Here is a 24,573-nt window from a genome sequence, read left to right as displayed (position 1 = left end):
GAAATCTTGGAGGCACATGTTCACCGGAATCATCGAAGGACTCGGCACCGTCGAGTCCATCGAATACACCAACGATTCGGCCGCGATCACCATCGATGCCGGCCAGCTCGTCGCTGACCTCGAACTCGGCGGCTCGCTGGCTGTCAACGGAGTCTGCCTGACCTCGACGCGCCGTCCCGCCGCGCAGCGGCCGGGACTCTTCACCGCCGAGGTCATGGGTGAGACCCTGCGCCTGACCGGGCTCGGCACCCTGGCCACGGGTGACCGGGTCAACCTGGAGCGCTGCACTCCCGCCTCGGGGCGCCTCGACGGCCATGTCGTCCAGGGACATGTCGACGGGCGCGGCGAACTCCTCGACCGCATCGACCGCGCCGACTGGTCGACCCTGCGCATCGGGATCCCGAACGTACTCGCCCCGTTGACCGCGGTCAAAGGCTCGATTGCCCTCAACGGGGTGTCGCTGACCCTGACGGCCGTGTCCGCACCGAGCGAACCCTCGGCGTGGGTGGAGGTCGGCCTCATCCCGGCCACTCTCACGCACACGACCTTCGGCGAGATGCCGGTCGGCGCGGCCGTGAACATCGAAGTCGATGTGCTCGCGAAGTACACCGCCCGCCTCCTGTCCTTCTCACAATCTCAGACGCACAACAGCACCCAGCAAGGAGTCGATCATGACTGATTCAGTCGCTCACGCCAGCCGCCTCGATCCCATCGATGCGGCCATCTCCGCCGTCGCCGCGGGCCGGCCCGTCCTCGTCGTCGATGACGAGGACCGGGAGAACGAGGGTGACCTCATCATGGCCGCCGAGTTCGCCGATGCCGCAACGATGGGCTTCTTCGTCCGGCACACCTCGGGCGTCATCTGCGCACCCATGACCGCCGACCGCGCCGCCGACCTGCGCCTGCCGCCGATGGTCGTCGACAACGAGGATCCGAAGGGCACCGCCTACACGATCAGCTGCGACGCGGTGGGTGTGACCACCGGAATCAGCGCCGCCGAACGCGCCGAGACCGGCCGTGTGCTGGCCGCCGCTGACCCGGATCCGGCGACGATCTCGCGGCCCGGGCACATCTTCCCGCTCATCGCGAAGGACGGCGGGGTGCGGGAACGCCCCGGCCACACCGAGGCCGGGGTCGAGTTCGCACGACTGGCCGGTGCGCAGCCGGTGGCGATGATCGCCGAGGTGGTCCACGACGACGGTTCGATGATGCGCTTCGACGCGGTCCGCGACTTCGCCGACGCCAACGACCTCGTCATGGTCTCCATCGAGCAGCTCACCGCCTACCTCGAAGAACGGGACGCGGATGTGGCGGACGACTCCGCGACGGCCGTTCCATCGGCCCCGACTGTGTCGCCGGCCTCGGCCGCGTCGTCGACCGCGGATGATTCCGCCGCCGAGGCGTCCGCCTCGGTGACGGTTGCCGGTGCACCCGGTGAGGACGGATCGGTTGAAGCGACCGCGGAAGTGGCTCTGCCAACGGAGCACGGCCACCTGCGAGCCCGCGCGTTCACGATCAACGGCCATGACCACCTCGGCGTATTTGCAGGATCCCCGGATTCCGACGCCGACGGTGCGGCGCCTCTCGTACGGCTGCATTCGGAGTGCCTGACCGGGGACGTCTTCGGTTCGCACCGGTGCGACTGCGGTGAGCAGCTCGACCTGGCGCTCGACCTCATCGCCGAACACGGTGGGGCGGTGCTCTACCTGACCGGCCACGAAGGGCGCGGAATCGGGCTGAGCAACAAGCTGCGCGCCTACGCTCTGCAGGATCAGGGACGGGACACCGTGGATGCGAATCGAGACCTCGGCTTCACCGATGATGCCCGCGACTACCATGCCGCGGCGACGATCCTGCGTTCGCTCGGGCTGACCCGTGTCCGCCTGCTCACGAACAATCCGGCGAAGACCTCCGCTCTCGAGGAGCTGGGCATCACAGTCGATTCGGTGGTTCCGCTCGAGGTCGCAGCGCGGCCGGAGAACACGCATTACCTGGCCACGAAGCGCGAACGCATGCACCATGTGCTCTCGCTGCCGGAGGTCACGGGTACGGCCGGCACCGGCGCGGGCACCGCCGGAGCCGTCGCCAGCTGAATTCCGGACACGTCAGGCCCCACTGAAACCCGGGCGCACCCGGCTCCGCTGAACCCCGGCTGCACCCGGCCAGGCTGGAACCGAACAGCCCCTCGGGTGCGTCAGCCGCCTCGGCGAGCGCGCCCTGCTTCACCGGCGAATCGATTTACGACACAAATCAGGCTCTGCGGAGCCCCGAACAAAGGACTCACTCATGGCTCACTCCGGAGCACCAGAACTCACCGTCGACGCAGCTGACCTGCGCGTCGCCATCGTCGCCGCCTCCTGGCACACCCAGATCATGGACGGGCTCGTCGACGGAGCCCAGCGCGCAGCCGCCGAGGCCGGAGCCGACGCCACGCTCGTCCGCGTGCCCGGCAGCTTCGAACTGCCCGTCGCCGCCGCGCGCCTGGCCCCGCACTTCGATGCGGTCGTCGCCCTCGGCGTGGTCATCCGCGGCGGCACTCCGCACTTCGACTATGTCTGCCAAGCCGCCACCGACGGCCTCAACCGGGTGGCCATCGACTCCGGCAAGCCCGTGGGCTTCGGCGTGCTGACCTGCGACACCGAGCAGCAGGGCATCGACCGTGCCGGGCTCGAAGGCTCTCAGGAGGACAAGGGGCATGAGACGATGACCGCCGCCCTCGTCACCGCCCGGGCCCTGGCACCTTACACGCAGGGTTGAACGGCGGAGTTGCGCTCATCTTCATCGAGAAACGGGTTGAGCGTCGAGACTCGGGTGTACACACCCGTGTTTCGACGCTCAACCCGCTTCTCGGCGCGTGTTCGTCAGAAGAGCTGGCGGAGGTTCGTCCGGGCGAGGTCGATGAGTTCGTCGCCCTTGCCCGAGAGCACCGTGCGGATCGCGTAGAGCGCGAAGCCCTTGGCCTGCTCGACGGTGATCGACGGCGGCATCGACAGCTCCTGACGTTCGGTGACGACATCGAGGACCGCAGGGCCCGGGTAGGCGAGGAATTCCTTGACGACCTTCGGCAGGTCCTTGGACTTCTCGACGCGGAATCCCTTGATCCCGACCGCCTCGGCGATGGTGGAGAAGTCGGGGTTGTCGAGGTCCGTTCCGAACGTGACGAAACCGGCCGCCTTCATCTCGAGCTCGACGAAGTTGAGCGAGGAGTTGTTGTACACGACCGTCTTGACCGGCAGTTTGTTCTGCGTGAGCGTGATGAGCTCACCGAGCAGCATGGCCAGTCCGCCGTCACCGGCGAGCGCAATGGTCTGCCGGTCCTCGAACGCCGACTGCACGCCGACGCTCTGGGACAGGGCGTTGGCCATCGATCCGTGGCTGAAGGACCCGATGAGGCGACGCTTGCCGTTCATCGTCAGGTAGCGGGCCGCCCACACCACGGGTGATCCGACGTCGGGAATGAATACGGCGTCGTCATCGGCCATCTCGTCGAGGAGCCGGGTCAGGTACTGCGGGTGGATCGTCCGCTTCGAGGGTGTGGCCAGCTCGTCGAGGTCCTTACGCGTCCTCTGATAGTGCTTGGTCAGCGCGTTGAGGTGCGTGCTGCTGCGATTCGGCTTGATCTTCGGCAGCAGCGCCTCGACGGTGTCGGCGACCGTTCCGACAAGCGGAATGTCGACCTTCGTGCGCCTGCCGATCTGGGACCCGCGCACATCGACCTGGATGACCGTCGCATCCTCGGGGTAGAACTGCTGGTAGGGCAGATCGGTACCGAGCATGAGCAGAGTGTCGCAGTCCTTGAGCGCGGCGTAGCCGGAGGAGAACCCGAGCAGACCGGTCATGCCCACGTCATAGGGATTGTCGTACTCGACGAACTCCTTGCCTCGGATCGAATGGACGATCGGGGCCTGGAGCTTCTCGGCGATGGCGAGCAGCTCATCATGGGCGCCTTCGGTGCCGGCACCGGCGAGGATCGTCGTCTTCTTGCCCTTGTTGAGGGCCTTCGCCGCGGCTTCGATCTGAGAGTCGGCCGGGGTCATGTGCGACGGGTAGGCCTTGACCACCTCGGCGGCGCCATCGATCTCGGACAGACCGACGTCACCGGGGATGACGAGGACGGCGACGCCGCGCTTCTCGATCGCTTCACGCATGGCGATGCGCAGCAGTCGGGGCATCTGCTCGGCCGAGGAGACGTTCTCGACGTAGACGCTGCAGTCACGGAACAGCTCGGTCGGGTGGGTCTCCTGGAAGTAGTTCGAGCCGATCTCGTCGCTGGGGATCTGGGCGGCGATGGCCAGCACGGGAACCCGCGAACGCTGGGCGTCGAAGAGCCCGTTGATGAGGTGGAGGTTGCCGGGTCCGCAGCTGCCGGCGCAGACCGCGAGTTCACCGGTCAGGGCGGCCTCGCCGCTGGCGGCGAAGGAAGCGGCCTCCTCGTGGCGGACGTGGACCCATTCGAGCTGCGGGTTGACCCGCAGGGCATCGGTGAATCCGTTGAGCGAATCACCCGGGATGCCGTAGACGCGCTTGACTCCGCTGGCTACGAGGGTATCGACGATGTTTCTTGCGACGGTGGGCATTGACTTCCTTCCGTTGAAACATGGCGCCGGGGGCGCTGTCGCGGACCCCGGCAGGGCTGCCCCAAGTGGGGCTGTGACCGCTCTTTCAGTCTAGACCCGGACTCCCTCGCCGAGGCTGTCCGATTCCTCACCCTCGGATGCGGGAATAACCTCACCGAGGCGGCGCTGACGGATGGGTTCGCATGCACGGAATCCTCCGACGAGGTGCTTGCCAGGAGGTTCGCAGAAGTGCCCGGATGATGTGTCAAGCAATTTGCCATATCTTCCAAACGTGTAAAAGAATCGCCGATTTTTTTACACGTTTCTCTGCTCAGAGAGTATTCCCCTCACCGAGGCGGCATTCACGCCCGCGCAGACAGCAGGGTCGCCAGCGTGAGCAGCCCGGCCATGGCCAGCGCCATCATCGGGTACTCGCCGAGTACCCCGGCCAGCGCCGGACCCGCGACCGGTGCGAGCGCCGTGCCCGCGGTGATTGGAGCGACAAATACGCCGTTGACGGCCCCGAAGTTCCTCGTCCCCCACCGATCGGACACCGCCGTGGCCTGCAGCAATGTCATGCAGCCGCGCACTCCGCCGCCGAGCACGGCGATGCCGATGAGCAGCCAGATCGGGCCGGGAACCAGGGCGAGCAGCCACAGACTGACCGCGCCCGAGGCGAAGAGGATGACCGTCCGCGACCGTGTCGACGAGTGCCGTTCCAGACTCGGGTAGCCGAATCGTCCGGCCACCTGACCGAAGCCGACCAGGCCGAGGGCGATGGCCGCCAGACTGTAGTCGGCACCGCGTTCGATGATGAGCGGGATAATGTTGATTGTCACCGCGAACAGGGTGAACGTCGCGACCGCGACGGCGATCTGCAGGGTGATGAAACGCGGGTGACGAGTGACTTGGTGCAGTTCGGCCCGGCTCGGCTTCACCGTGGATGCGGCCGCCTCGTCGGTCCAGGTGCGGTTGAGGAACAACAGGTGCATCGGCAGCGCGAGGGCGGCGAGCAGTCCGGCGAGCACACCATAGGTTCCCCGCCAGCCGAGGCTGTCGATGAGCCAGGCGATGATCGGGGCGAAGACCGTCGAGGCGAGCCCGCCGACGAGCGTGATCGTCGTCAGGGGCTTCGTCCGCTCCGCCCCGTACCAGCGGGTGATGACAGCGAAAGCCGGTGGGTAGAGCGTCGCTGCCTGGGCGAATCCGGCGAGGATCCAGGCGGCGAAGAACACGGCGAGATTCGGCGCGATCGCGACTAGTCCGAGTGCGACGACCCCGACGGCCGTACCCGCGCCCATGATCAACTGCGGGCCGTGCCTGTCGAGTATCCGCCCAACGCTGGGTCCCATGAGCGCTGAGACGATGAGCCCGACCGTCAGCGCCGCCGTCACCGTCGTGTGGCTCCAGCCCATATCGTCAGAGATCGGGGTGACCGCCACCGGCAGGGAGTAGTAGAGCAGGCCCCAGCACACCAGTTCGGCGACGCAGAGGGCGGTCAGTCCCCCGCGCGGCTTATCGGTCGTCATCGAGGCCCTCGCCGAGGCGGTGCTCCGTTCCCACGCCACGACCTGTTCCTTCGCCGAGGTGACCCGAGGTCTCCACCTCGGCCGCGGTCCGCAGTCGGTTCAGAGCCGTCTCCCAGGGGATGCGTTCCTGTTCAAGCCGGACGCCTCCTTCAGCATGTAATCGTTCGAGGGCACGTGCCTCGGTGCCGGTGAGATGCGCGAAAGTGCCGGTGCTCGGCTTCGGTTCCGGTACCCAGAGATCCTGGTGCGCGACCAGTGTTGCTTCGTCCATGAGCACGGATTCGACCTCCGGCAGGTGGCTGCGCAGGCGGTTGAGGATCGCGAAACCATGGGAGTCGAGGTCGCCCCAATAGATGATGCGCGCGTCGCCGATCCACTGCAGTCGAGCGACTCCGTCGACGGCGTATCCGGAGCCGTGGACGGCGACGGCTCCGTGCCATTCAGGCATCGCGAGCACGGATTCGAGGTTCTCGAAGACGAAGACCACCCTCGGCGAAAGGGGCAGGCGACTGAGTTGGGAGATCGGTGCGGTGATGTCATCGAGATGCGTGTCGATGAGTGCCGAATCGAGGATGCGCAGGCGCAGTCTCGGTTCGGCGTCGAGGACGGTCACCGCATCGGCGTGGCCGATCCCTCCGAGCAGGGCGGTGACGAGGCTGCGGTGGGTCTCGAACCATTTCGAGTCCACCCCGCGGATGGGCAGCTGTCTGGGTCGCAGCGATCCGAGCGGACGGGTGCACAGCCAGTCGACGACGTCGATGACAGTAACGAATGCGGCGTCGGACAAGGAGAGGATCCGTTTCGACTGGGACCGGATCGCCGCTGCCAGGGAGTTCCCGTCCTCAGTGTCATCCGCATCTTCGTCGCCGATCGACGCAGTGTCGTTCGACTCAGCCCTGAACCGTTCTCGGACCAGCTGGGCCCGGTCACGCAGCTTGCGCCAATCGCGGGCGGCGTCGCCACCGACGAAGCCGGCGACTTCGTCGGGCGTGAGCAGACGCAGTCGGATAGGAACACGTTGGCGACCGACTCGGGCCCAGGTGCGGTCCTCCCAATCGATCTCGAGCCGCGAGGCGTCTCCTGCCTTGCCCTCGACCGCCCGCCAACTGCCGGCCCAGTCGGCGGCGGCAGCCTGATCGGAGAGCACCTGCTTCTCCGTCGGTGGTTTGAGGGCGATCTCAACACGCACGTCACTTGTCGCCTCCGCCGCCCACGAGGCCATGGACGAACTCAGGCGAGTACGTGCCTTCGTCCGAGCCTCGGCGACAGAGAGCATCGTCATCGGGCGTCCGACTCCTCGAACTCAAGCTCGACTTCACCGGCCACACGGACGCTCTCGGAACTGTCCGAACCCTTGGAATCACCTATCCCACCAGATCCAGCCGACTCCTCGACCGCGCCATCAGCCGATTCTGACTCCGAGCCCGACTCCGCTCCAGTCCCGGCCCGCTCCGTCTCGTCCCACACCATCGTCGAGGTCAGGGTCTTCTGCCGGCTCGGATTCTCGATCGAGGTCGCCGCCCCCACATACGGTTCGATCGTCTGCAGCAGCTTCTGCGGGGTGGCCAGCACCATGTGGAACCCGAACTCGATGAAGATGTCGAGAGCCATCCGGGTGTAGCGGGTGTCGGCCTTGTCGAAGGCCTCGTCGAGGATGATCGTGCCGTATTTCGAGATCGCCTCGTCCGGGTCGGCCAGCTGATACCGCAGCGCTGCCGCCAGGCAGAAGATCACGAGCTTCTGCTGCTGGCCACCGGACATCGCAGCACCCGAATCGTAGGTGGCGTGCGCGCGCCCGTGATCGTCGATCTCCTCGGCGAGGAAGCTCACGTGCAGACGGGTGTCCAGACATTGGGTCTTCCACACCTTGTCGACGTGCTCGCTGGAGGCGAATCGGCGCATCACCTCGGCGAGGGTGTCGTACTTCTTCTCCGCGGTCTCCATATCGTCCTCGCCCCAGCTGCCGCTGGCGACGAGTCGAAGATCGGCGATGAAGGCGTTGACGGTCTCGGAGCGGCGGGTCTTGACCTTGAGCCGCAGGTACCGGTCCTCGTCGAACTGCGAGCGCAGCAGGGACGAATTGATCGGGGCGACCCGATCCTCGATCTCGCGCGGGGCGGCGTGGATCTCGTTGAGGAGTTCGCCGATGAGGTCACGGGAGCGCTGCTGCAGCAGCTCCCGGAAACGGTTCTCATGATCGGGCAGGCCGTGCGCTTCGATCTCATCGAGCATCGCCAGATAGGCTCGACGATCATCGACTTCGGCTGTCAGCTGGGACGACACCGACGGCCATGCGGCCTTGAACTCGGCGGCCAGCCGCGTCACGGACTGCCCCGACCGGCTTGCTTCGGCCTGGGCCCGGTCCTTCTCCTCCTGCAGCACCCGCGAGACCTGCTGGCCCACCTCGGCGAGGTTCTCCCGCTTGATGCTGCGTTGGATCTTGCGGAAGCGTTCGTCGAGCTGTTCGCCGAGGTGGCCCTCCACCTCCGCTACCCGACCGGAGTTGACGTCGTCTTCGATCCGGGTGATGTTCGAGCGCAGACCCGTCGATTCTTCGTTCGCTCGGCGCAGGGCATAGTCGGCGTCGTTCTTCGCTTTCTCGGCCGTGTCCTTGACGACCTTCGCCTCACGTTCGGCACCGATCGCCTGCTGCAGGTCTCCGTCGGCGTCTTCGAGTTCGGCCAGCTGCCGTTCGAGAGTCGTGACTCTCTCGGCCGCGCCGTCGCGGTCGACGTCGCGCCAGGACTGTTCGCGAATGCCGGCGAGGATGCCGCGACGGCGGTGGGCCTGGGCGGTTTCGGCGTCGGCTGCCGCGACCACCTGTTCGGCGGCGGCCAGTTCCGACTGAGCCTCTTTGAGGGATTCGACGAGGGCTTCGAGTTTCGCTTCGCGGTCGCCGAGGACCCATTGGCTGCGATCGTCGATGGCTCGCCGGTCGTCCTTTTCGTAGCGGGTGCGTGAGGTCTTGATCTGCCCCTTGACGGTGACCGCGCGCGGGTGGTCGTCGAGTTCGTCGGGGTAGTCGACGCAGGCGAAGTCGAAGCGTTCGGACAGGGTGGTCCGGACCCAGTCGCCGAAGCCGGTGTCGGAAACATGCACCTTGTTCACCAGCGACTTCTCACTGCCGACAGGGCGAGGGCTCGGCACCGAGTGCGGGATCTCCTCGAAGACGAGTCGACCGCGGATGCGGTGGGCGTCGACCCAGGTGCGCACTGCCGAGAGGTTCTCCGCCCGGACGAGGACGGTCAGTGCCATGGGGCGCAGCACTCGTTCGATCGCGCCGGTCCACCGGGCCTCGTCGGGGTCGACTTCGATGAGTTCGGCGGCGAACGGCAGCGCCTTCTCGCTCAGACCGGTGCCGGCAGCGAGTTCGGAGCGGATCGCCAGGAGGTTGTTCGGCACGGTCGATCCGGACCGGCGCAGCGATTCGATCTCACCTTCGAGTTCGCGCACCTTGGCCCTCGCTTGGGAGAACCGGTCATGGTCGGCGTGGCTGGGCCCGGCGACCTGCGTGTCGTCGTCGAGGCTGGAGGCGATCTGGGCCTGGAGTTCGGCGAATTCGGCGGCCGTGGTCGGGGCGTGCTCGATGCCGGCCTGTTCGAGCTGTCGGGCCAGTGACGCCCAGCGTTCGGCGATGGCGCGGCGTTCGGTCTCGGCTGTGTCGATGCGCTGCTGCAGGTGTTCGGCCTCGGAGCCGCCGAGTTCGAGAGTGGCTCGCCTGGCCAAGTCGTATTCGTCTACGGCGGCGTCGAAGTCGCGTTTCGCGCGGTCGGCGGTGACTTCGAGTTCGACGATCTGCCGCGTCAGCGCGGACAGGTCGGCACGCAGGATATCGAGCTCGCGCCGCTTCTGGTACGGCAGCAGGGCTTCGCTCAGGGCGATCGACTTCGCGGCGATGTCATTGGCGGTCTCGAAGCGGGAGGCGGCTTCCCGCAGCTGGAGCAGGTGGTCGCGCTGTTTGCGCAGCTGCACGACATGGTCGTGAGCGTCCTTGAGGTCACCGAACTGGGCGACGGCGGTGTCTGCGAGGTCGAAGGTCACCGGGGTTTCGAGCATATGGTCCCGGAAGAGCCGGTCGAGGCTGTCGAGGCTCTTCGCCGACTGGGTCTTGTGCAGCAGCTGGAGGGCGGACTCGTCGGCCATGCCGAAGGTCTTGCGCATCCGTGCATAGAACTTCCCGTGGTGGCCGTTCGAGGTGACCACCGCATCCGGGTGGTCGGCCTTGAGTCTGCGGGTCTCGAGCCCGGACCGAGCGTAGTGCTGGAGGTCGGAGAGGTCGAGGGACGCGCGCTCCAGAACGCAGGCGTCGGAGAGGTCAGTCGCCTTCGTGCCCGAACCCTTGATGAAGAACAGCCGGGCCAACGACAGAGGCCTATCGCTGCCGTTGTCGTAGCGGAGGATGATCCCGCTCCAGGTGGCGCGCGGACGCAGGTACTTGCTGACGACCCGGTCCTCGTCCGTGTCGGCGGTTCGGGTCCAGGCTCCGCGGACGTAGCTGACGAGACTGCGCTGATCGAGACGAGCGCCCGCGGTCTGAGCGGCGACGTTGAAGCGCAGCCATTTGTCCGGCGTGAGGACGGCGGCGATGCCGTCGAGCAGGGACGACTTGCCCGAACCGGAGGGACCGGTGATGAGGTGGCCCTGATGAGAGACGGGTATGCGATGGATGTCGGCGTCGAAGGTGCCCCAGTTCGCGATCTGGATCTCGCTCAGTCGCCACTGGCTGCCGACGTCGGGTCGGTTCGCTCCGCGGGCGCGCGCCTGATCGGCGACGAAGGCCGCGTCGAGCGGGAACAGTGCCTCGGTCACGCCTCGTCCTCCTCGTCGTCGGTGTCGGTCTCGACAGTGGATCCGGTGTTGGATGGGGTGTCGGATGCGGTGTCGGCCGCCTCGGTGAGGGAATCGGCAACATCCTCCATGGCGTCGCTCTCACCTGAGGCGATGCGTTCGTAGACGTCGATGAGCTCACGCACCCGATCCTCGTCGATGAGGAACTTCACCATCGGAGAGACCTCGAAACGGTCTTCCCCTGCTTTGTGGAGCACGCGCAGGCGGTTGCTCATCCGCGACCATGCTCCGTTGAGGTTGCGCTGGAACGTCGATTCGTCGCCGGTGCGGTAGATCGCGAGTCTCTCGTAGACCTCTTCCCGATCGACGATGACGCGTTTCTCCCCCGGCGCGGCCAAGAGCAGCTGCCGCAGCACCAGCAGCATGGCCGTGTCGAGGAAGGTGAGGCGTTCGCTGCGCACCGCGGCGGGGGCGTCGATCTCGTCGGTGACGACCTTGCGGGTGAACGCGAACTCGTCGACCCGGTCGATGACGAGGTCGAGGAACAGATCATGCAGTCGGGAACGGACGAGGCCTTCGTCGGCGACGAGGGCGGCCCACAGCTGCGGGCTCTGCGTCCCCGACACGTACGGTCCCTTGAGCAGTTCGAGCAGCACTCGGCGGGTTCGCTCTCCCAGGGTTCCGGTGTCACCGGACCACAGACCACTGGGGTTGTGGCTGACTTCGTCCGCGGCCGCCTCGGGGACAGGATCGGTGTGGTCGATGGAGCTCATAGGGTGATGCCTTCGGTGAAGTAGTGACGGCGGATGGCGGCGGTGCGGGCGATGCCGTCGACGCCGGCCCAGGTGAGGATTTCGCGGTTGTCGTGGTCGACGTGGCCGTACGTGCTGGCCAGGGACAGGAGGCCGACGACGCTGGCCAGGCCCTGGGTTGCGGGGAAGGTCTCGAGCACCTCGGCGACGGAGGCCTCATGGGAGGAGGTGACGACGGAGTTGATGTTCTCGGTGAGTTCGGCGAAGTCGATCTCTGATTCGCGGGCGACGGCGATGAGTTCGGCGAAGTCGATCTCGGAGTCGGTGGCCTCTCCGAGCTCGTCCCCGGCGTTGAACTCCTCGGGGTCGTGGAGGATGACCTCGCCGACGCTGCCCAGCGACACGCTCGAGAGTTCGAGGTCGATGCCGACCTCGTCGTAGGGCTTGAGCTCCTGCGACACGGGAGCGGCCGCGGCCAATCCTTCCTGCAGCAGGGTGCGCATGACGCGGTCGCGTTGGAATTCGTGGGAGTGGACGTAGCGGCGCAGGCCGCGGGCGAATTCGGTGAGGATGTCCGAGACCTCGTGGGAACCGTCCTTCATCTGCCGCATCAGGGTGCGCAGGGACCGACGCGTGGCCAGCGACAGAGTGGCCGAGAAGTCACGGTCGAGGATGGCGGCGATGTCGTCGTCGAAGGCCGCGGACTGTTCGGGGTCACGGACGAGAGCGGCGAAAGCGGAGAATGTGCGGCCTTCATCGGAGGATTCGATGAGGTCGACTCCGCGGAAGACCTCGTCGAGGACTTGGGACTGGGAGTCCTCGGCGGCGAGGATCGAGACCCTCAGCTCCTGATTGAGCTCCTCGAAGCGAGCGCGCACACGGGCGAAGTCGGCAGGCAGACCCTGTGCCTGTTGGAGGATGTCGCCCACTCGTTCGTTCGCCCGCCGACGGTCGAGGACGACCGAGCGGGGGTCGCCGCGACGGACACGGGCGATCTCGGCGTCGATGCGGTCGCGTTCGGCGCGCAGAGAAGCCAGCCTCCGGGAGCTGTCCGGGTCGGTGTCGATGGCCAGCTGGCGTACGGATTGGGCGAGGCTGACCAGCCGGGATTCGGTGGCTGTCTGCGGTGGGGTGCGCAGCTGTTCGAGCATCCGGATGGCGTCGAACCCGGCTGCGGAGAGTTCGTAGGTCTCACCCCTCGCCCCGGTGGCGGGCCGGCGGACGAGGATCTCCGCACGTCGCCAGTCGTCGCAGTAGGCTTTCGCCGTGCGCAGTGAGAGGTCGAAGTGGTCGCGCAGCTCTTCGAGGTCGGCGTCGATGCTCTCGTGCAGGTCTTCCGTATTCATCCGGGTGCCGGGACGCCCCAGGTGGGCATCGAGCGTGCCGGCCATGACGGCGAGGTTGTCTGCCCGGAGCATGCGCAGAGTCGCGTCGGACTCGATGAGTCTTCGATATGCGAGCGCGGATGACAAGGCGGACATAGGGACTATTCTCAACGCCCGGGCACTCCCGCGCCAAGTCAAGACGAGGATGAGCGATGACGGGCGGAGCGGCTCATCGGTATTCTTCCACGATCTGCGGCATGATCGACAAGGTCGGTTTGGGCTTCACATCACCGTCAAGGGTCTCGAGGAACGACTCGCCGTCGTCCGCCCAGGAGAAATCACGGAGTTCGAGGACGCGGGCAAGAGTCTTCTCGGCGGTTGCGGTGCGTTCCTCGATAAGTCTGCGCAGCAACCATATGGGAGTACTCGGATCGTGCAGAAAATGCGTCACCAGCTCCAGCTCGTCCTCGGTCGCACGGTCGCCTGCCTCGAGTGCTTCGGTGAACCTCCCGAACTCTGAATAGAAGCTGAAACCGGCAACCGGGTGGCTGACGAGCGCGACGTCGGTGTCATCGATCATGTCGGATTCCAGCAACGACTGCCGCAGCATCCTACGTGACTCATCGACGAGGGAGAGGATGTCGGGGTCGTCTGGATCCTGCTGCGCGGTGCCATATCGCTGCGCAAATCCGTTGCCCGGATTCGGCGCCGTGTCTTGAATCTGCGCGGTATTGACCCAGACATAGGGTTCGACGAGTTCGCGCGCGGTGCCGAGCAGGATGTCCGAACCGAACTCGTCGACGAATGCCCAGTGCTTGGCTTCGACGATCTCAGCAGCCCGAGCGCGGTAGTCGGGGTTGCGCAGGGAGAGTTCGGGGAACCTCGTGACTGCTTCCCTGACTGCTCGGGCCATCTCGGGACGAGCATCCGCAGGGTAGGACCGCAGACCTCCGCTCGGCGTCCAGACCTCGGATCCGTGCACCGGGTCGAGTCGGCCGAAGAGAAAGCTGCCCGCGGAGATATCGGCGAGACCGCCGGGCTGGGTGGGGACGACACAGTGCACGAGGTCCGAATAGCAGCACCTGACCATCAGCACTTCAACGCCACTTACCTCGTTGACAACCGGGCCCTCGATGACCTCGAAGATGGCGTTGACGCCGTTGAGAAGCTCCCTGATCACTGCGGCATCGTCATCCGTCAGGCGCCTTCTCGCAATGAAGCGGTCGATGAGACCCGTGCCGTCATCAAACTCGTAATCATGGATGAAACTATCGACGATATCGATCATGGAGGGTTCCTCGCCGGCCTCTCGCGCCGAAGTCTCTCGCGCGAAACTCCGCAGGTGACGCTCGAGCTCGGGTGAGGTCGCGTAATCCACCAGTCGGCCTTTGAGATTGCCGACGCGCTCGACATCAGCGAGCTCTTTGGGTGATAGATCCATCCCACCACGCTAGTTCGAGGTCGTCTCGGCGTCCAAGTCCGCCTTTTCCCGAGCGTGTTCCCCGAGTGTCTCGTCATCGGGGCGACTGAATCCGGCAGCCGAAGGACGATGACCGGATCCATGCGTGCAGGCCAGCAGACGGGACGAGATGAGATCGTTCCCGATAGACTTCGCCCATGCTGGATTTCTCGCCCATCACTGCACCGCACCTGCTGCTTGCCGCCCTCGGCGGGACAATCGCCTCGACGTCGGACCATTCGGGTGGGGTCGTCCCTGCACTCTCGGGCGCCGAGATCGCTGCGGCCGCTGGCCTCGATCAGGTCTGGCCGAATCTGCAGGCCGATTTCACTCAGGTCGCTCAGGTCTCGAGCGCGAATGTCACCTTGGAGATGCTCTTCGACGTCGTCGAGCTCGCCCGCACGTCGGATGCCGACGGCATCGTCCTCACCCAAGGCACCGACACCCTCGAGGAGTCCGCGTTCGGGCTCTGGCTGCTCAATGACTCGGGCACTCACATCGCCGCCACCGGGGCCATGCGCAACCCGACCCTGCCGGGTGCTGACGGACCGGCCAACGTCCGCGCCGCCGCGCTCACCACGCTGTCTGACCAGGTCAGCGACCTGCCGGCGTCTCTTGTGTTCGATGACGAAGTCCACGATCCGAGGTTCGTGACGAAGTCGCATGCGACCTCGACGGCCGCGTTCTCCTCCGGTCCCGTCCTCGGTGCGATCGGGTGGCTGAGCGAGGACGACCTCCACCTCCCGCACGCACCACGCACCCCGAAGTCGCCCTTTGCCGGGCTGTCCCGTCCGTCTCGGCTGAGCAAGATCGCTCTCGCCGAGGTGGGGCTGGGTGAACCGGGAGAGACCCTTGATCTCATCGCCGGTTCCGGATTCGGCGGCGCCGTGATCTCCGGAGTCGGCGGAGGGCACGTCTCCGAGGATCTCCTGCCCGCGGTGTCCCGTCTGGCAGATGCCATGCCGGTGGTTCTCGCCTCGCGCACAGGAGCCGGCGTGAGCCTGCGCCGTACCTACGGCTATCCGGGAGGGGAGATCGGCCTGCTCGAGGCCGGACTCATCCCCGCCGGGATCCTCGACGCCCGCAAGGCCCGCATCGTGCTCAACCTGGCGCTGAGCTTCGGCTTTGACCCCGCCGAGGTGTTCGGTCACTTCAGGTGATCAGCCGCCGTGCTTGCGCAGAAGTTCATCGAGGCGGCTACGCACATCTTCCAGTCGCGTAGTGATGACTGTCCATAGGATCGAGTAGTCAATCTCACCATATTCATGAGCGATGACGTTTCGCATCGCAATGATTCGGTGGATATCTGGGATCTCCGCAGCGGCTCTAGGGTCAGAGGAACGCAGCCGGTTCAAAGACTCTCCGAGGATCTCGAATTGCCTTTCCACCGCTGACCGAACGAGCAGATCACCGGTGAACTCAGATCTGACCATTCCATCGACGAAGCCCAGAATCGCATCTGCAGCACACTTCGCGTCCCAGATGAGTGCGGGAGTCTCAGGCCGCATAGACGTCACGGGCCTTTTCCAGCGCAGACGACCTGAAGTAGGGGTTCCTCATGGTTCTGCCGACGACGAGGTCCACCTTGCGCTCGAGAAGATCAGTCAATTCCTCGAGAAGGCCGAAGTAGTCGTCGAACGGGTCCGCCCGATCGGGCAGAAAATCGACGATGAAGTCGACATCACTCTCGTCCGGGTCGAAGCGTTCGGTGAGAGCAGAGCCGAATACACGGAGCCGCGCAACACCGTGTCGTGCGCAGATCCGTGCAAGCTCTTCGGCATCAAAGTGGATCGCCATGTCCATGGCCTCATTTTCTCACCTTGAACGACTGGAGTACAGGCTCCGAAGCCTCAGCTCTCGGCACCGACCGCGACGACCATCTTGCCGAAGTTTCCGCCGGTGAGCAGATCGTTGAAGTACTCAGGCGCCTTCTCGAGACCGGGACGGATGTCCTCGCGGAAACGCACCTTGCCGTCCTTGAGCCAGCCGCTCATGTCCTCGAGGAACTGACCGGTGAGCCGTTCCGCGAACTCGGTCTGGATGAAGCCGCGGACCAGCAGCGACTTCGTCAGGATCTGTCCCATAAGCGCACCCGAACGATCCGGGCCCTCCGGCAGCGATGTGAGGTTGTAATTGGCGACGAGGCCGCAGACCGGAACGCGTCCGAAGGTGTTCAGCCGTGGCAGCACAGCGTTGAACACGTCCCCGCCGACGTTCTCGTAATAGACGTCGATTCCCTGCGGGACAGCCTCTTTCAGCTCCTGCCGCAGGTTCCCCGTCCGGTGGTCGAGTGCAACATCGAAGCCGAGCTCCTTCAGGTGAGCGACCTTGTCGGGCCCGCCGGCGATGCCGACCGCGGTCGCACCCTTGATCTTCGCGATCTGGCCGACGACAGAGCCGACGGGCCCGGTTGCTGCGGCCACGGCCACGGTCTCGCCCTCCTTGGGCTGGCCGATCTCGAGCAGTCCCGCATATGCGGTGAACCCGGGCATGCCGAGCACGCCGAGGTGGGTGGAGATCGGTGCGAGCTCCGGGTCGATCTTGCGCAGATGCCCGGTGTTCTCCACCGAGTATTCCTGCCACCCGCCGTAGCCGAGGACGATGTCACCGACGGCGAAGTCGTCAGAATTCGATTCGACCACCTCGGCGACGGTCGCACCGACCATGACATCGCCGACCTCGACGGGCTTGGCATAGGACTTCGCGTCCGACATCCGCCCCCGCATGTACGGGTCGAGCGAGAGGTACAGAGTGCGCAGCAGCACCTGACCCTCAGCCGGGGTGGGAACGGGCACCTCATCAAGCAGGTAGTTCTCCGCAGTGGGAGCGCCCACGGGGCGCGAGTTCAGGCGAATCCGGTGGTTGGTCGTCATCTGGCTGTTTCCTTTCATCTGATGATCCGTGTCAGCGACACGTCGGTGTCATCGGAACTGTCTGTCATAGCAACCATTCGGGATCGATCGATGTTCCTGATCGAACGATTTTTCTCTCGCCGAGGCGGCCCCGAGTTCCGCTCTCACCTGCCCATCCGCTCCGACCGTGGCATCATCGTCGCCGACCGAGCCCGCCGATTCGCCCGCGAGTCTGCGGGCGACGGTCTCCCATCCCGGATCGAAGGCCCAACGGAAATCGCCGAGGCAGTCGAGCAGCTCCGTGCCGTTGGCGCGGATGATCTCCGACCACTCGGCCGGCCACGCCCCGAAGTTCGCGGCCGCGGCGAGTTCGTCGACGTCCTTGAATACCGCGCCGGTCGCGTCGAATCCACCGTCAGGAGTGTGCAGCGGCAGCGAGGCAAGCGGGAAGGTGATGTCGAGGATGTGGTCGCTGGTGAACAGTGCGTCATCGGTTCGCGCATGCGTGGCCTCGAGATTGACGTACCACTCGGCACGAACCCCGCGAGGCGCGTCAACGGCGTCGCCGGAAACAGTGCCACCGGGAGCAGCAGCCTCGTCGTCCTTGAGCAGCACCCACACCGAGAACGGAACCTCAGGCGGGACGATCTTGAGCACTCCGCGCCCTCGCCAGGTGCCGTCGACATTGATCCTGGTCGGCGCCTCGGCGAGAGGACGGAACCGTGCCTTCAACGGCACATCGTGCGCATTCGTCTCCTCCCACCCGACGATCCGGGTCTCCTGCGTCGGCGTGCCCCCGGCCAACCACAGGACGGCGCCATCGGGACCGTCGACGATGACACGCATCGGTCGGGCCACCTCGGCGAGGTCCCGGTCGAAGTCGAAACGCCGGAACGTCCAGGTCACGGTCTGCCCCGGAGCCCAGAACGGCGCCTGCCCCACGGGTCTGACCTGGGGCGGAGTGGGGATCTTAAACGGATCGCGCAGGCTCATGCGGGCAGTCTATGCGCCGGGCATGGACGAGCGCTGAGGACGGGGCCGGCATCCGCGCAGCCGTGCTGTGCGACCAGAGAGCCGGACTCCGGACCACCCGCGGAAGCCCCGGCGGCGAGGTCATAGAGTGGGGCCATGAACGACTCCGATGATGCAGCCACACACGCGGCCCCGGCCCCACACGATGCGCTGATCCCGCAAGCGAACCCCGCCCCGGAGACGACGATCGGTCGCGTCGTCGAGGTCCCCGACACGATGACCGCTCCCCCGCGCACCGATGCCGAGGTCCCCGGCTACGTCCGCGCCCTCGGCCTGCCCGGCCTCGCCGACATCCACGTCCACTTCCTCCCGCAGAACGTGCTCGACAAGGTGTGGGAGTACTTCGACAACGCCGCCGCGAACTACGGCCGCGACTGGCCGATCAACTACCGCTTCGACGATGACACCCGCCTCAACATCGTCCGCGAACTCGGCCTGCGTGCGATCCCGGCCCTGACCTACCCGCACAAACCCGGAATGGCCGCGTGGCTGAATAAGTGGAACGCCGAGTTCGCCGCCGCCCACGACGACGTCATCCACTGCGGCACCCTCTTTGCCGAACCCGAATGCGCCGACTACGTGCCGGCGGCGCTCGCAGCTGGAGCGAAGCTGTTCAAGGTCCACGTCCAGGTCGGCGTGTTCTCCCCCGACGACGAGGTCCTCGACCCCGCGTGGAAGGCCCTCGAAGAGGCCCGGGTGCCCATCGTCATCCACGCCGGATCCGCACCCCTGACCGGCAAGTACACCGGCCCGCAGGCAGTGGCGAACGTCCTCGCCCGGTTCCCGCAGCTGAAGTTCGTCATCGCCCACATGGGCATGCCCGAATACGACGAATTCGCCGACCTCGCCGAGAGATACGACAACGTCTTCCTCGATACGACGATGTTCGCCTCCGGATATTTCTCCTCCCCCGCCGAGGTGGCCCCCGCCTACCGCGAACGCCTGGCCGGGCTGGAGGACAAGATCATCCTCGGCTCGGATTTCCCGAACATCCCCTACCCGTATGTCGACCAGATCTCCGGACTGGCCGCCCTGGGCCTCGGCGATGAGTGGATGCGCTCGGTGCTGTGGACCAACGGCGCGAGGGTGCTCGGTCTCGACTGAGTCTCAGCCGTCGCGGGGCACCCGGTCGGCGCCGACGACCCCGGTGAGCATCTCCTCGGCGATGGGTGCACCGCGTCGGATGACGCTGATCTGACCGGTCGATTCGAGGATCACGCACGCCACCTCGTCCCGGTTGCGGATACCGGCCGAGCGGAGCTTTGCGACGAGTTCATCATGGTCGACGTGGCTCTTCGAGAGGTTGTCCGCAAGGATCTCACGACCGGCCATGAGCACCACCGCCGGGGAGTTGACAACGCTGCGGACGAATCCGAAGCGCCGTCCGATTCCGCTCAGCGCCTGCAGGATCAGGAGGGTGGCCAGACCCAGGATGCCGGCTGCCAGGGTCGGGGTATCGCCGAGGATGGACCGCCCGATGATCGCACCCATGGCGATGATCGCGGCCACGTCGAAGCTCGACAGGCTCGCCAGAGTGCGCTGGCCGAAGATGCGCAAGAGCAGAATGATCCCTAAGTAGAAGGCCACGCACGAGACGACGATCCTGACCGCATCGACCCCGTTGAGCCCGTATTCCATCCAATCCATGAGAACCTCCGGAACGGATGATACGCCTGCCCCGACTTCGGGGCTCTGCAGTTCAGGGCTCAGACCGAGCGCAGCCATTCGTCGACGGTCACGTCGGACATCCTCGGTGCTGGTGGGATGAGACCGTCGCCGGCCATCGGACCGAGCAGGGGAATGCCGATGACCTTCGCCCGTCTCGCCCCGGCCTTCCCGGCTCGCGTGGCGGCGAGTCTGCGGGCGATCTCGACGAAGTCGCTGATCTCGGGACCGGCGACCTCGATGGTGCCGCGCTCGCGTGCGTCGATGGCTTCGGCCATCATGCGGGCCGCCTCGGTGACGGCCAGGGCCTGCACGCGCATCTTCGGCACGAAGCGCAGCGGACCGGCTTTGATCGTCATCGTGTCGACGAGTTCGAACCATTGGGCGGACCGGAACATCAGCAGCTGCCCATCCGGGGTGAGTCGGCGATAGATGCGCTCCTGCATCGCCTTGCCCTGGTAGTAGCCCTGCAGCCGCGACTCGGCGGCCTCGGGACGGAAGGCGATCGACAGGACGGCCACGGAGGTGCCGGGGTGGGCGGCCGCGGCCGCCGTGATCGAGCGGGAGCTGCGGGAGAAGAAGTCGATGGCCTTGTGGGCGCTGATCGTCAGCTGGTTGACGCAGTCGACGAGGACATCGCTGCCGTCGGCCGCCTCGGCGACTCCCTGGCCGGTCACCGTGTCGACCCCGCTTCCACGATGGGCGGCGATGACCGTGTGTCCGCGTTCGCGCAGCTGGGGCACCAGCTGCCTGCCGAAGGTTCCGGTGGCTCCATAGACGGTGATCTGCATGATCGTCGACCCCTCAGACGCCACACGGGCGGGCCCGAAGTCGAGCCCGCCCGTGCGCCGGTCGTATCTCAGTTCTGGTTGACCGTGACCCTACCAGTGTCGGCTGTGGCCGAGATCGGAACGAGGACCTTGTCGTCGGCTTCCTTCGGGTCCTTCGCCACATCGAACTTCTCCAGATCGGAGGCGAGGTCGACGGTGCCGTCATTGGACTTCGCGTTGATCCGGTAGAAGAAGTCCTTGCCCAGCTCTTCACCGGTGAGCTTGAGGTTCGGCACCCGCATATCGATCGAGCCTTCCTCGGTCTTCGCGATGATTCCGCCGGTGGGCATCGCCTGGTTGGTGAAGTCGAGGTCGACGGTTCCCGTCGAGCTGACCACGTCGAGGCGATCGCTGACGGTGAGGTTCTCGCCTTCGACGGCTCCGACTCCGGTCTTGGCCGACACCGTTCCGAAGTCTCCGTCCAAGTAGGTGGCGCCCCAGTCGCTCGAGGTCCGCACCTTGTCAGCCGAGCCGGTCACGCTCACGGCTCCACCGCCGGTGTCGGCGCTGATCTCGGCGAAGTCACCGGTGACGTCGAACCGGCCGTAGTTGCCGTCGAAGTCGAGGGTGAGGTCCTTCGCCGTGCTGGTCGGGATGGTGACTGTCAACCGTGTGTTCTCCAGGTTCCGAGCGTTGCTCAGTGCCACCTCGGCGGTATCGGCTCTGCTGTCGACCTCGAGGTTCGCGGAGCTGTCGCGGGGACCGGTGCCGGTGAGCTTCACGGTCGCTTCGGCGACGTCGGCGGTCTTGATGTCGACGGCACCGCCGGAGTCGAGGCTGACCTTGAGTTCCTTCATCGCCTTCGGCAGCGGTTCGGTCGATTCGATCCGCCCGTAGTCGAGGCGGGAGGCGCCGTGGGCGGTGCTGACGATGACGGGGACGAGGAGGACGACGGCGGCGAGGATGATCAGGACCGCGCGCAGACCGACGCGGGCGGATTCGCTGATGCGCACTGTGGCAGGCATTCTAGGCTCCGAGGAATGTGAGGACGGCGAGGACTCGGCGGTTCTCCGAGGTGTCGGCGGTGAGGCCGAACTTCGTGAACACCGAGGAGATGTGCTTTTCTACGGCACCGGCACTGAGGTACAGGGTGCGGGCGATCGCGGCATTGGATTTGCCTTCGGCCATGAGCTGGAGGACTTCGATTTCGCGTGGGCTCAGGGTCGACAGTCCGTCCTTCTTGCGCGTGCGCACGAGGATCTGAGACACGACCTCCGGGTCGAGGACGGTGCCGCCGCCTGCGACCTCGTCGACCGCTGTCAGGAAGTCTTCGACATCGGCGACACGGTCTTTGAGCAGATAGCCGAAGCCGCCGGTGTTCTCGGCGATGAGTTCGGAAGCGTACTGCTCTTCGACATACTGGCTGAACACGAGGACCTTGACGTCAGGGTTCTGCTTGCGGATGAGGACGGCGGCGCGGATGCCTTCATCGGTGAACGTCGGGGGCATGCGCACGTCGATGACAGCGAGGTCCGGCGGATCGTTGTGGACGACGGCCAGGAGTTCGCTGGCGTCGGGCACGGCGGCGATGACCTCGTGTCCGGCGTCGGCGAGCAGTCTTTCGAGTCCGGCCCGCAGGACGGCAGAGTCTTCAGCGATTACGATGCGCATGGCACCTCCACAACTACAGTCGTTGGCCCACCTGCGGGGCTGGTCAGGTTCAGTGTGCCACGAGCGGCTTCGACCCGGTCGATGAGACCTGCGATCCCGGTGTGACGGCCGGAGCGGTCGACGCGTGCGCCGCCGTGGCCGTTGTCGGTGACGACGATCTGCACACCGGTCTCGGTCGGGGCGATGAAGACGCTGGCGCGAGTTGCGCCGGAGTGTTTGGCGATGTTCGTCAGGCATTCGGCGACGACGAAGTAGGACACGGCTTCGGCTTCGCGTCCGATCCGCCCCTCGAGCCGGACGTCGACGTCGACGGGGATCGTCGAACGACCTGCCAGGGCGGAGACGGCGGCGTCGAGTCCGCGGTCGGTGAGGACGGCGGGGTGGATTCCGCGGGCGAGCTGGCGGAGTTCGTTGACGATGCCCTTGGCTTCGGTGTGGGCTTCGGAGACGAGTTCCTTCGCCCGGTCCGGATCGGAGTCGATCTTCGTCTTCGCCATTCCCAGGGTCATGGTCAGGGCGACGAGGCGGGGCTGGGCTCCGTCGTGGAGGTCGCGTTCGATGCGCAGACGTTCGGCGGCGGCCGCCTCGATGCCGGCCATGCGGGCCCGGTCGAGTTCGGTGACCTCGGCCTGCAGTGCCACGGTGCGTGCCGGTGCGAGCAGGGCCCGATCAAGGGCGCGGTCGAGCAGCGGGGCGAACCACAGGATGGCCAGGGAGCTGGCGAGGACGATGACGGCGCCGATGGCCACACCGATGCGGGCCGGGCCGTCGATGGATTCGCCGACGAAGAAGGTGTTGACTCCGTGGGGGTTGATGGCCGCGAAGATGCCGAAGATGGATCCGCAGATGCCGGCGAGGGTGCCGGCGACGACGATCGCGCCGAGGAGCAACTTGATGTAGTGATGAGCCGTTGAGCGCCAGAAAGCACCGGATTTCACCTGCAGCCAGCGGTTGTGGAGGAAACGGCCGAGGCCGGGTTCGCGGTGGCTGCTTTCGATCTTCGGGACGGGGATCTTATCGGAGTAGATGAGTTCGGCCCGGTAGCGTTCGGCGTTGTTCGCAACCTGCTGGACGAGGACCCAGACGAGGAGGGCGAGGACGCCGAGGCCGAGGGCGAAGATTCCGCCGATGCCGGTGAACAGCAGCCCCAGCGGGATCCACGCCCAGATCACGGCGAGGACGGCGGAGAGCACGAGGTTCGCGACGCCGATGACTCCGGTGGGGCGCTTGGGCCAGGTGATGGGGCCGTCCGCGGGGATCTCCGTGACGTCGTCCCGGCTCAGCGGCAGCGATCCGGTGACCGGTGCGAAGGCCAGGGGTTCGCGTTGCGGCTTCATCCGCCGAGGCGGCCGCGGGCGTGGCATCGGCTGTGCGTTCGGGGCGGGTCGCGGGGGCCCGGGGGGTGGAGCCTGGTGCATGGCCGGTGCGTACTGCGCGGTCGGTATCTGCTGGCCGAACTGCGGGGGTGGGCCGGGTTGAGGGGCGTAGCCGGGTTGAGGGGCGCGGCCGGGTGACGCGGGATAGCTCGGGTTGGTCGAAGGCGCGTACCCGGGTGGTGTGGCTTGATCCGAGGGATGAGTGTGGGTGACCGGACGGGACGGACCCGTCGGCGGGTAGTCCGGGTGCTGAGTCGGTTCGCCGGCTCCCATCACCCGAGTCGAGCCCGCTGCAGAGGGCACGTCGAGGTCAAGGGGCTTCGTCCGGAACTCTCCGGCACGACTGGCGGTCGGTTCGTCGACTGCTGCTGCGTCGACCTCGGTGGTCGGCGGTGCGTTGACGATCGCTGCGGCGCTGATGGACTCTTCGCGCGCTGATTCAGGGGGCTCGTCGGAAGCTGAATCAGCCGCGGATGCTCCCGCGGACTCGCCTGACGACGTTTCAGCCTCGGGGGTCTGAGTCTCCAGCGGATCGGTGCCGTCGGGCTCCTGATCCTGCGGGTTCTCGGGGGTCTTCTCACTCATAGCAGATACGCTACGGGAGTCGGAGAGGCGCGGACAGCACGAAGACCTCCGACTCCGCGTCGGGTTTTCCCGACACACTGTGACCGCGGACACTGGATCTCCGGTGGAGACTGGAACCGCAGACGCGCACCACGCCGCTGCGTTCCCGGACGCGCGTCGCACGACGCCTCTGCATCCGACTGCCTTCGGCCGCGCACCCCGAGCATCCATCCT

Annotated in this window: 21 protein-coding genes; 5 read left to right on the top strand and 16 right to left on the bottom strand. The window is 66.2% G+C overall.

Features of this window, described 5'->3' with window-relative positions; all coding sequences use genetic code 11:
* Nucleotides 1–16: 16 nt before the first annotated feature.
* The 3 genes from GUY37_RS01805 (at nt 17) to ribH (ending at nt 2,757) form a co-directional block, all read left to right on the top strand.
* The gene (locus GUY37_RS01805) at nt 17–679 is read left to right on the top strand and encodes a riboflavin synthase (RefSeq protein ID WP_166821482.1); all 663 of its coding nucleotides are present in this window, start codon (nt 17–19) and stop codon (nt 677–679) included.
* Nucleotides 672–2,093, top strand: a complete 1,422-nt coding sequence (gene ribA / locus GUY37_RS01800; RefSeq protein ID WP_166821479.1) for a GTP cyclohydrolase II — start codon at nt 672–674, stop codon at nt 2,091–2,093. Before GUY37_RS01805 ends, ribA begins: the two co-directional genes overlap by 8 nt.
* Nucleotides 2,094–2,286: 193 nt before the next feature.
* Entirely contained in the window at nt 2,287–2,757 is a 471-nt protein-coding gene (gene ribH, locus GUY37_RS01795; RefSeq protein WP_166821476.1) for a 6,7-dimethyl-8-ribityllumazine synthase, read from the top strand.
* Nucleotides 2,758–2,861: 104 nt separating this feature from the next.
* Here the strand turns inward: ribH and poxB are convergent, their stop codons facing one another.
* From poxB to GUY37_RS01760, 7 genes are all read right to left on the bottom strand, one after another.
* Nucleotides 2,862–4,577: a ubiquinone-dependent pyruvate dehydrogenase gene (poxB, locus tag GUY37_RS01790; RefSeq protein ID WP_166821474.1), complete on the bottom strand. Its 1,716-nt coding sequence runs from the start codon at nt 4,575–4,577 to the stop codon at nt 2,862–2,864.
* 341 nt (nt 4,578–4,918) lie between these two features.
* The gene (locus tag GUY37_RS01785) at nt 4,919–6,124 is read right to left on the bottom strand and encodes an MFS transporter (protein ID WP_228278295.1); all 1,206 of its coding nucleotides are present in this window, start codon (nt 6,122–6,124) and stop codon (nt 4,919–4,921) included.
* The gene (locus GUY37_RS01780) at nt 6,072–7,367 is read right to left on the bottom strand and encodes a Wadjet anti-phage system protein JetD domain-containing protein (protein WP_166821471.1); all 1,296 of its coding nucleotides are present in this window, start codon (nt 7,365–7,367) and stop codon (nt 6,072–6,074) included. The genes GUY37_RS01785 and GUY37_RS01780 overlap by 53 nt, the downstream gene beginning before the upstream one ends.
* Nucleotides 7,364–10,894: an ATP-binding protein gene (locus GUY37_RS01775; RefSeq protein WP_166821468.1), complete on the bottom strand. Its 3,531-nt coding sequence runs from the start codon at nt 10,892–10,894 to the stop codon at nt 7,364–7,366. Before GUY37_RS01775 ends, GUY37_RS01780 begins: the two co-directional genes overlap by 4 nt.
* A complete protein-coding gene (locus GUY37_RS01770; RefSeq protein ID WP_166821465.1) occupies nt 10,891–11,646 on the bottom strand; it encodes a DUF4194 domain-containing protein in 756 nt (251 codons plus the stop codon). Before GUY37_RS01770 ends, GUY37_RS01775 begins: the two co-directional genes overlap by 4 nt.
* A complete protein-coding gene (locus GUY37_RS01765; RefSeq protein WP_152347025.1) occupies nt 11,643–13,106 on the bottom strand; it encodes a DUF3375 domain-containing protein in 1,464 nt (487 codons plus the stop codon). The genes GUY37_RS01770 and GUY37_RS01765 overlap by 4 nt, the downstream gene beginning before the upstream one ends.
* A 73-nt stretch (nt 13,107–13,179) precedes the next feature.
* Nucleotides 13,180–14,391 carry a hypothetical protein gene (locus GUY37_RS01760; RefSeq protein WP_166821462.1) on the bottom strand — a complete coding sequence of 404 codons (1,212 nt, stop codon included), beginning with the start codon at nt 14,389–14,391 and terminating at the stop codon, nt 13,180–13,182.
* A 176-nt stretch (nt 14,392–14,567) separates the two neighbouring features.
* Here GUY37_RS01760 and GUY37_RS01755 point away from each other — a divergent pair, with 176 nt between their 5' ends.
* Entirely contained in the window at nt 14,568–15,569 is a 1,002-nt protein-coding gene (locus GUY37_RS01755; protein WP_166821459.1) for an asparaginase, read from the top strand.
* On the opposite strand, the gene GUY37_RS01750 is transcribed toward GUY37_RS01755, so the two are convergent.
* The 4 genes from GUY37_RS01750 to GUY37_RS01735 are packed head-to-tail and all read right to left on the bottom strand — an operon-like array spanning nt 15,570 to nt 18,254.
* Nucleotides 15,570–15,917 carry a HepT-like ribonuclease domain-containing protein gene (locus GUY37_RS01750; RefSeq protein WP_166821456.1) on the bottom strand — a complete coding sequence of 116 codons (348 nt, stop codon included), beginning with the start codon at nt 15,915–15,917 and terminating at the stop codon, nt 15,570–15,572. It abuts the gene before it with no gap.
* The gene (locus tag GUY37_RS01745) at nt 15,907–16,212 is read right to left on the bottom strand and encodes a nucleotidyltransferase family protein (RefSeq protein WP_166821453.1); all 306 of its coding nucleotides are present in this window, start codon (nt 16,210–16,212) and stop codon (nt 15,907–15,909) included. Before GUY37_RS01745 ends, GUY37_RS01750 begins: the two co-directional genes overlap by 11 nt.
* A gap of 47 nt (nt 16,213–16,259) precedes the next feature.
* On the bottom strand, nt 16,260–17,282 hold the full coding sequence (locus GUY37_RS01740; RefSeq protein WP_166821451.1) for an NADP-dependent oxidoreductase: 1,023 nt from the start codon (nt 17,280–17,282) through the stop codon (nt 16,260–16,262).
* Nucleotides 17,283–17,330: 48 nt separating this feature from the next.
* Entirely contained in the window at nt 17,331–18,254 is a 924-nt protein-coding gene (locus tag GUY37_RS01735) for a DUF402 domain-containing protein (protein ID WP_166821448.1), read from the bottom strand.
* Between the two features lie 135 nt (nt 18,255–18,389).
* On the opposite strand from GUY37_RS01735, the gene GUY37_RS01730 reads away from it, so the two are divergent.
* Nucleotides 18,390–19,397: an amidohydrolase family protein gene (locus tag GUY37_RS01730; RefSeq protein ID WP_323127519.1), complete on the top strand. Its 1,008-nt coding sequence runs from the start codon at nt 18,390–18,392 to the stop codon at nt 19,395–19,397.
* A gap of 3 nt (nt 19,398–19,400) precedes the next feature.
* Here the strand turns inward: GUY37_RS01730 and GUY37_RS01725 are convergent, their stop codons facing one another.
* The 5 genes from GUY37_RS01725 to GUY37_RS01705 all read right to left on the bottom strand — a co-directional run bounded on the left by GUY37_RS01725 (nt 19,401) and on the right by GUY37_RS01705 (nt 24,360).
* The gene (locus tag GUY37_RS01725) at nt 19,401–19,940 is read right to left on the bottom strand and encodes a DUF421 domain-containing protein (RefSeq protein ID WP_166821445.1); all 540 of its coding nucleotides are present in this window, start codon (nt 19,938–19,940) and stop codon (nt 19,401–19,403) included.
* Nucleotides 19,941–19,999: 59 nt separating this feature from the next.
* Complete coding sequence (locus GUY37_RS01720) at nt 20,000–20,749, bottom strand: SDR family oxidoreductase (protein WP_166821443.1); 750 nt, start codon at nt 20,747–20,749, stop codon at nt 20,000–20,002.
* Between the two features lie 68 nt (nt 20,750–20,817).
* The gene (locus tag GUY37_RS01715; RefSeq protein WP_166821440.1) at nt 20,818–21,753 is read right to left on the bottom strand and encodes a DUF4097 domain-containing protein; all 936 of its coding nucleotides are present in this window, start codon (nt 21,751–21,753) and stop codon (nt 20,818–20,820) included.
* A 1-nt stretch (nt 21,754) separates the two neighbouring features.
* Nucleotides 21,755–22,399: a response regulator transcription factor gene (locus GUY37_RS01710; RefSeq protein WP_152347037.1), complete on the bottom strand. Its 645-nt coding sequence runs from the start codon at nt 22,397–22,399 to the stop codon at nt 21,755–21,757.
* Complete coding sequence (locus tag GUY37_RS01705; RefSeq protein WP_166821437.1) at nt 22,387–24,360, bottom strand: sensor histidine kinase; 1,974 nt, start codon at nt 24,358–24,360, stop codon at nt 22,387–22,389. The genes GUY37_RS01710 and GUY37_RS01705 overlap by 13 nt, the downstream gene beginning before the upstream one ends.
* Nucleotides 24,361–24,573: the final 213 nt, after the last annotated feature.

This window comes from Brevibacterium limosum (assembly GCF_011617705.1).
Taxonomy (GTDB): Bacteria; Actinomycetota; Actinomycetes; order Actinomycetales; family Brevibacteriaceae; genus Brevibacterium; species Brevibacterium limosum.
The sequence above is the reverse complement of the archived record's forward strand: the minus strand, read 5'-3'. Positions and strand labels throughout refer to the sequence as shown.

Bases quoted from the DNA above. Each gene is read 5' to 3' on its own strand.
- GUY37_RS01760 (WP_166821462.1), bottom strand. From the start codon at position 14,391: ATGGATCTATCACCCAAAGAGCTCGCTGATGTCGAGCGCGTCGGCAAT.
- GUY37_RS01755 (WP_166821459.1), top strand. From the start codon at position 14,568: ATGCTGGATTTCTCGCCCATCACTGCACCGCACCTGCTGCTTGCCGCC.
- GUY37_RS01710 (WP_152347037.1), bottom strand. From the start codon at position 22,399: ATGCGCATCGTAATCGCTGAAGACTCTGCCGTCCTGCGGGCCGGACTC.
- GUY37_RS01730 (WP_323127519.1), top strand. From the start codon at position 18,390: ATGAACGACTCCGATGATGCAGCCACACACGCGGCCCCGGCCCCACAC.
- GUY37_RS01805 (WP_166821482.1), top strand. From the start codon at position 17: ATGTTCACCGGAATCATCGAAGGACTCGGCACCGTCGAGTCCATCGAA.
- GUY37_RS01765 (WP_152347025.1), bottom strand. From the start codon at position 13,106: ATGTCCGCCTTGTCATCCGCGCTCGCATATCGAAGACTCATCGAGTCC.
- GUY37_RS01725 (WP_166821445.1), bottom strand. From the start codon at position 19,940: ATGGATTGGATGGAATACGGGCTCAACGGGGTCGATGCGGTCAGGATC.
- GUY37_RS01780 (WP_166821471.1), bottom strand. From the start codon at position 7,367: ATGACGATGCTCTCTGTCGCCGAGGCTCGGACGAAGGCACGTACTCGC.
- GUY37_RS01705 (WP_166821437.1), bottom strand. From the start codon at position 24,360: ATGAGTGAGAAGACCCCCGAGAACCCGCAGGATCAGGAGCCCGACGGC.
- poxB (WP_166821474.1), bottom strand. From the start codon at position 4,577: ATGCCCACCGTCGCAAGAAACATCGTCGATACCCTCGTAGCCAGCGGA.
- GUY37_RS01770 (WP_166821465.1), bottom strand. From the start codon at position 11,646: ATGAGCTCCATCGACCACACCGATCCTGTCCCCGAGGCGGCCGCGGAC.
- GUY37_RS01740 (WP_166821451.1), bottom strand. From the start codon at position 17,282: ATGACGACCAACCACCGGATTCGCCTGAACTCGCGCCCCGTGGGCGCT.
- GUY37_RS01750 (WP_166821456.1), bottom strand. From the start codon at position 15,917: ATGCGGCCTGAGACTCCCGCACTCATCTGGGACGCGAAGTGTGCTGCA.
- GUY37_RS01735 (WP_166821448.1), bottom strand. From the start codon at position 18,254: ATGAGCCTGCGCGATCCGTTTAAGATCCCCACTCCGCCCCAGGTCAGA.
- ribH (WP_166821476.1), top strand. From the start codon at position 2,287: ATGGCTCACTCCGGAGCACCAGAACTCACCGTCGACGCAGCTGACCTG.
- GUY37_RS01720 (WP_166821443.1), bottom strand. From the start codon at position 20,749: ATGCAGATCACCGTCTATGGAGCCACCGGAACCTTCGGCAGGCAGCTG.
- ribA (WP_166821479.1), top strand. From the start codon at position 672: ATGACTGATTCAGTCGCTCACGCCAGCCGCCTCGATCCCATCGATGCG.
- GUY37_RS01745 (WP_166821453.1), bottom strand. From the start codon at position 16,212: ATGGACATGGCGATCCACTTTGATGCCGAAGAGCTTGCACGGATCTGC.
- GUY37_RS01715 (WP_166821440.1), bottom strand. From the start codon at position 21,753: ATGCCTGCCACAGTGCGCATCAGCGAATCCGCCCGCGTCGGTCTGCGC.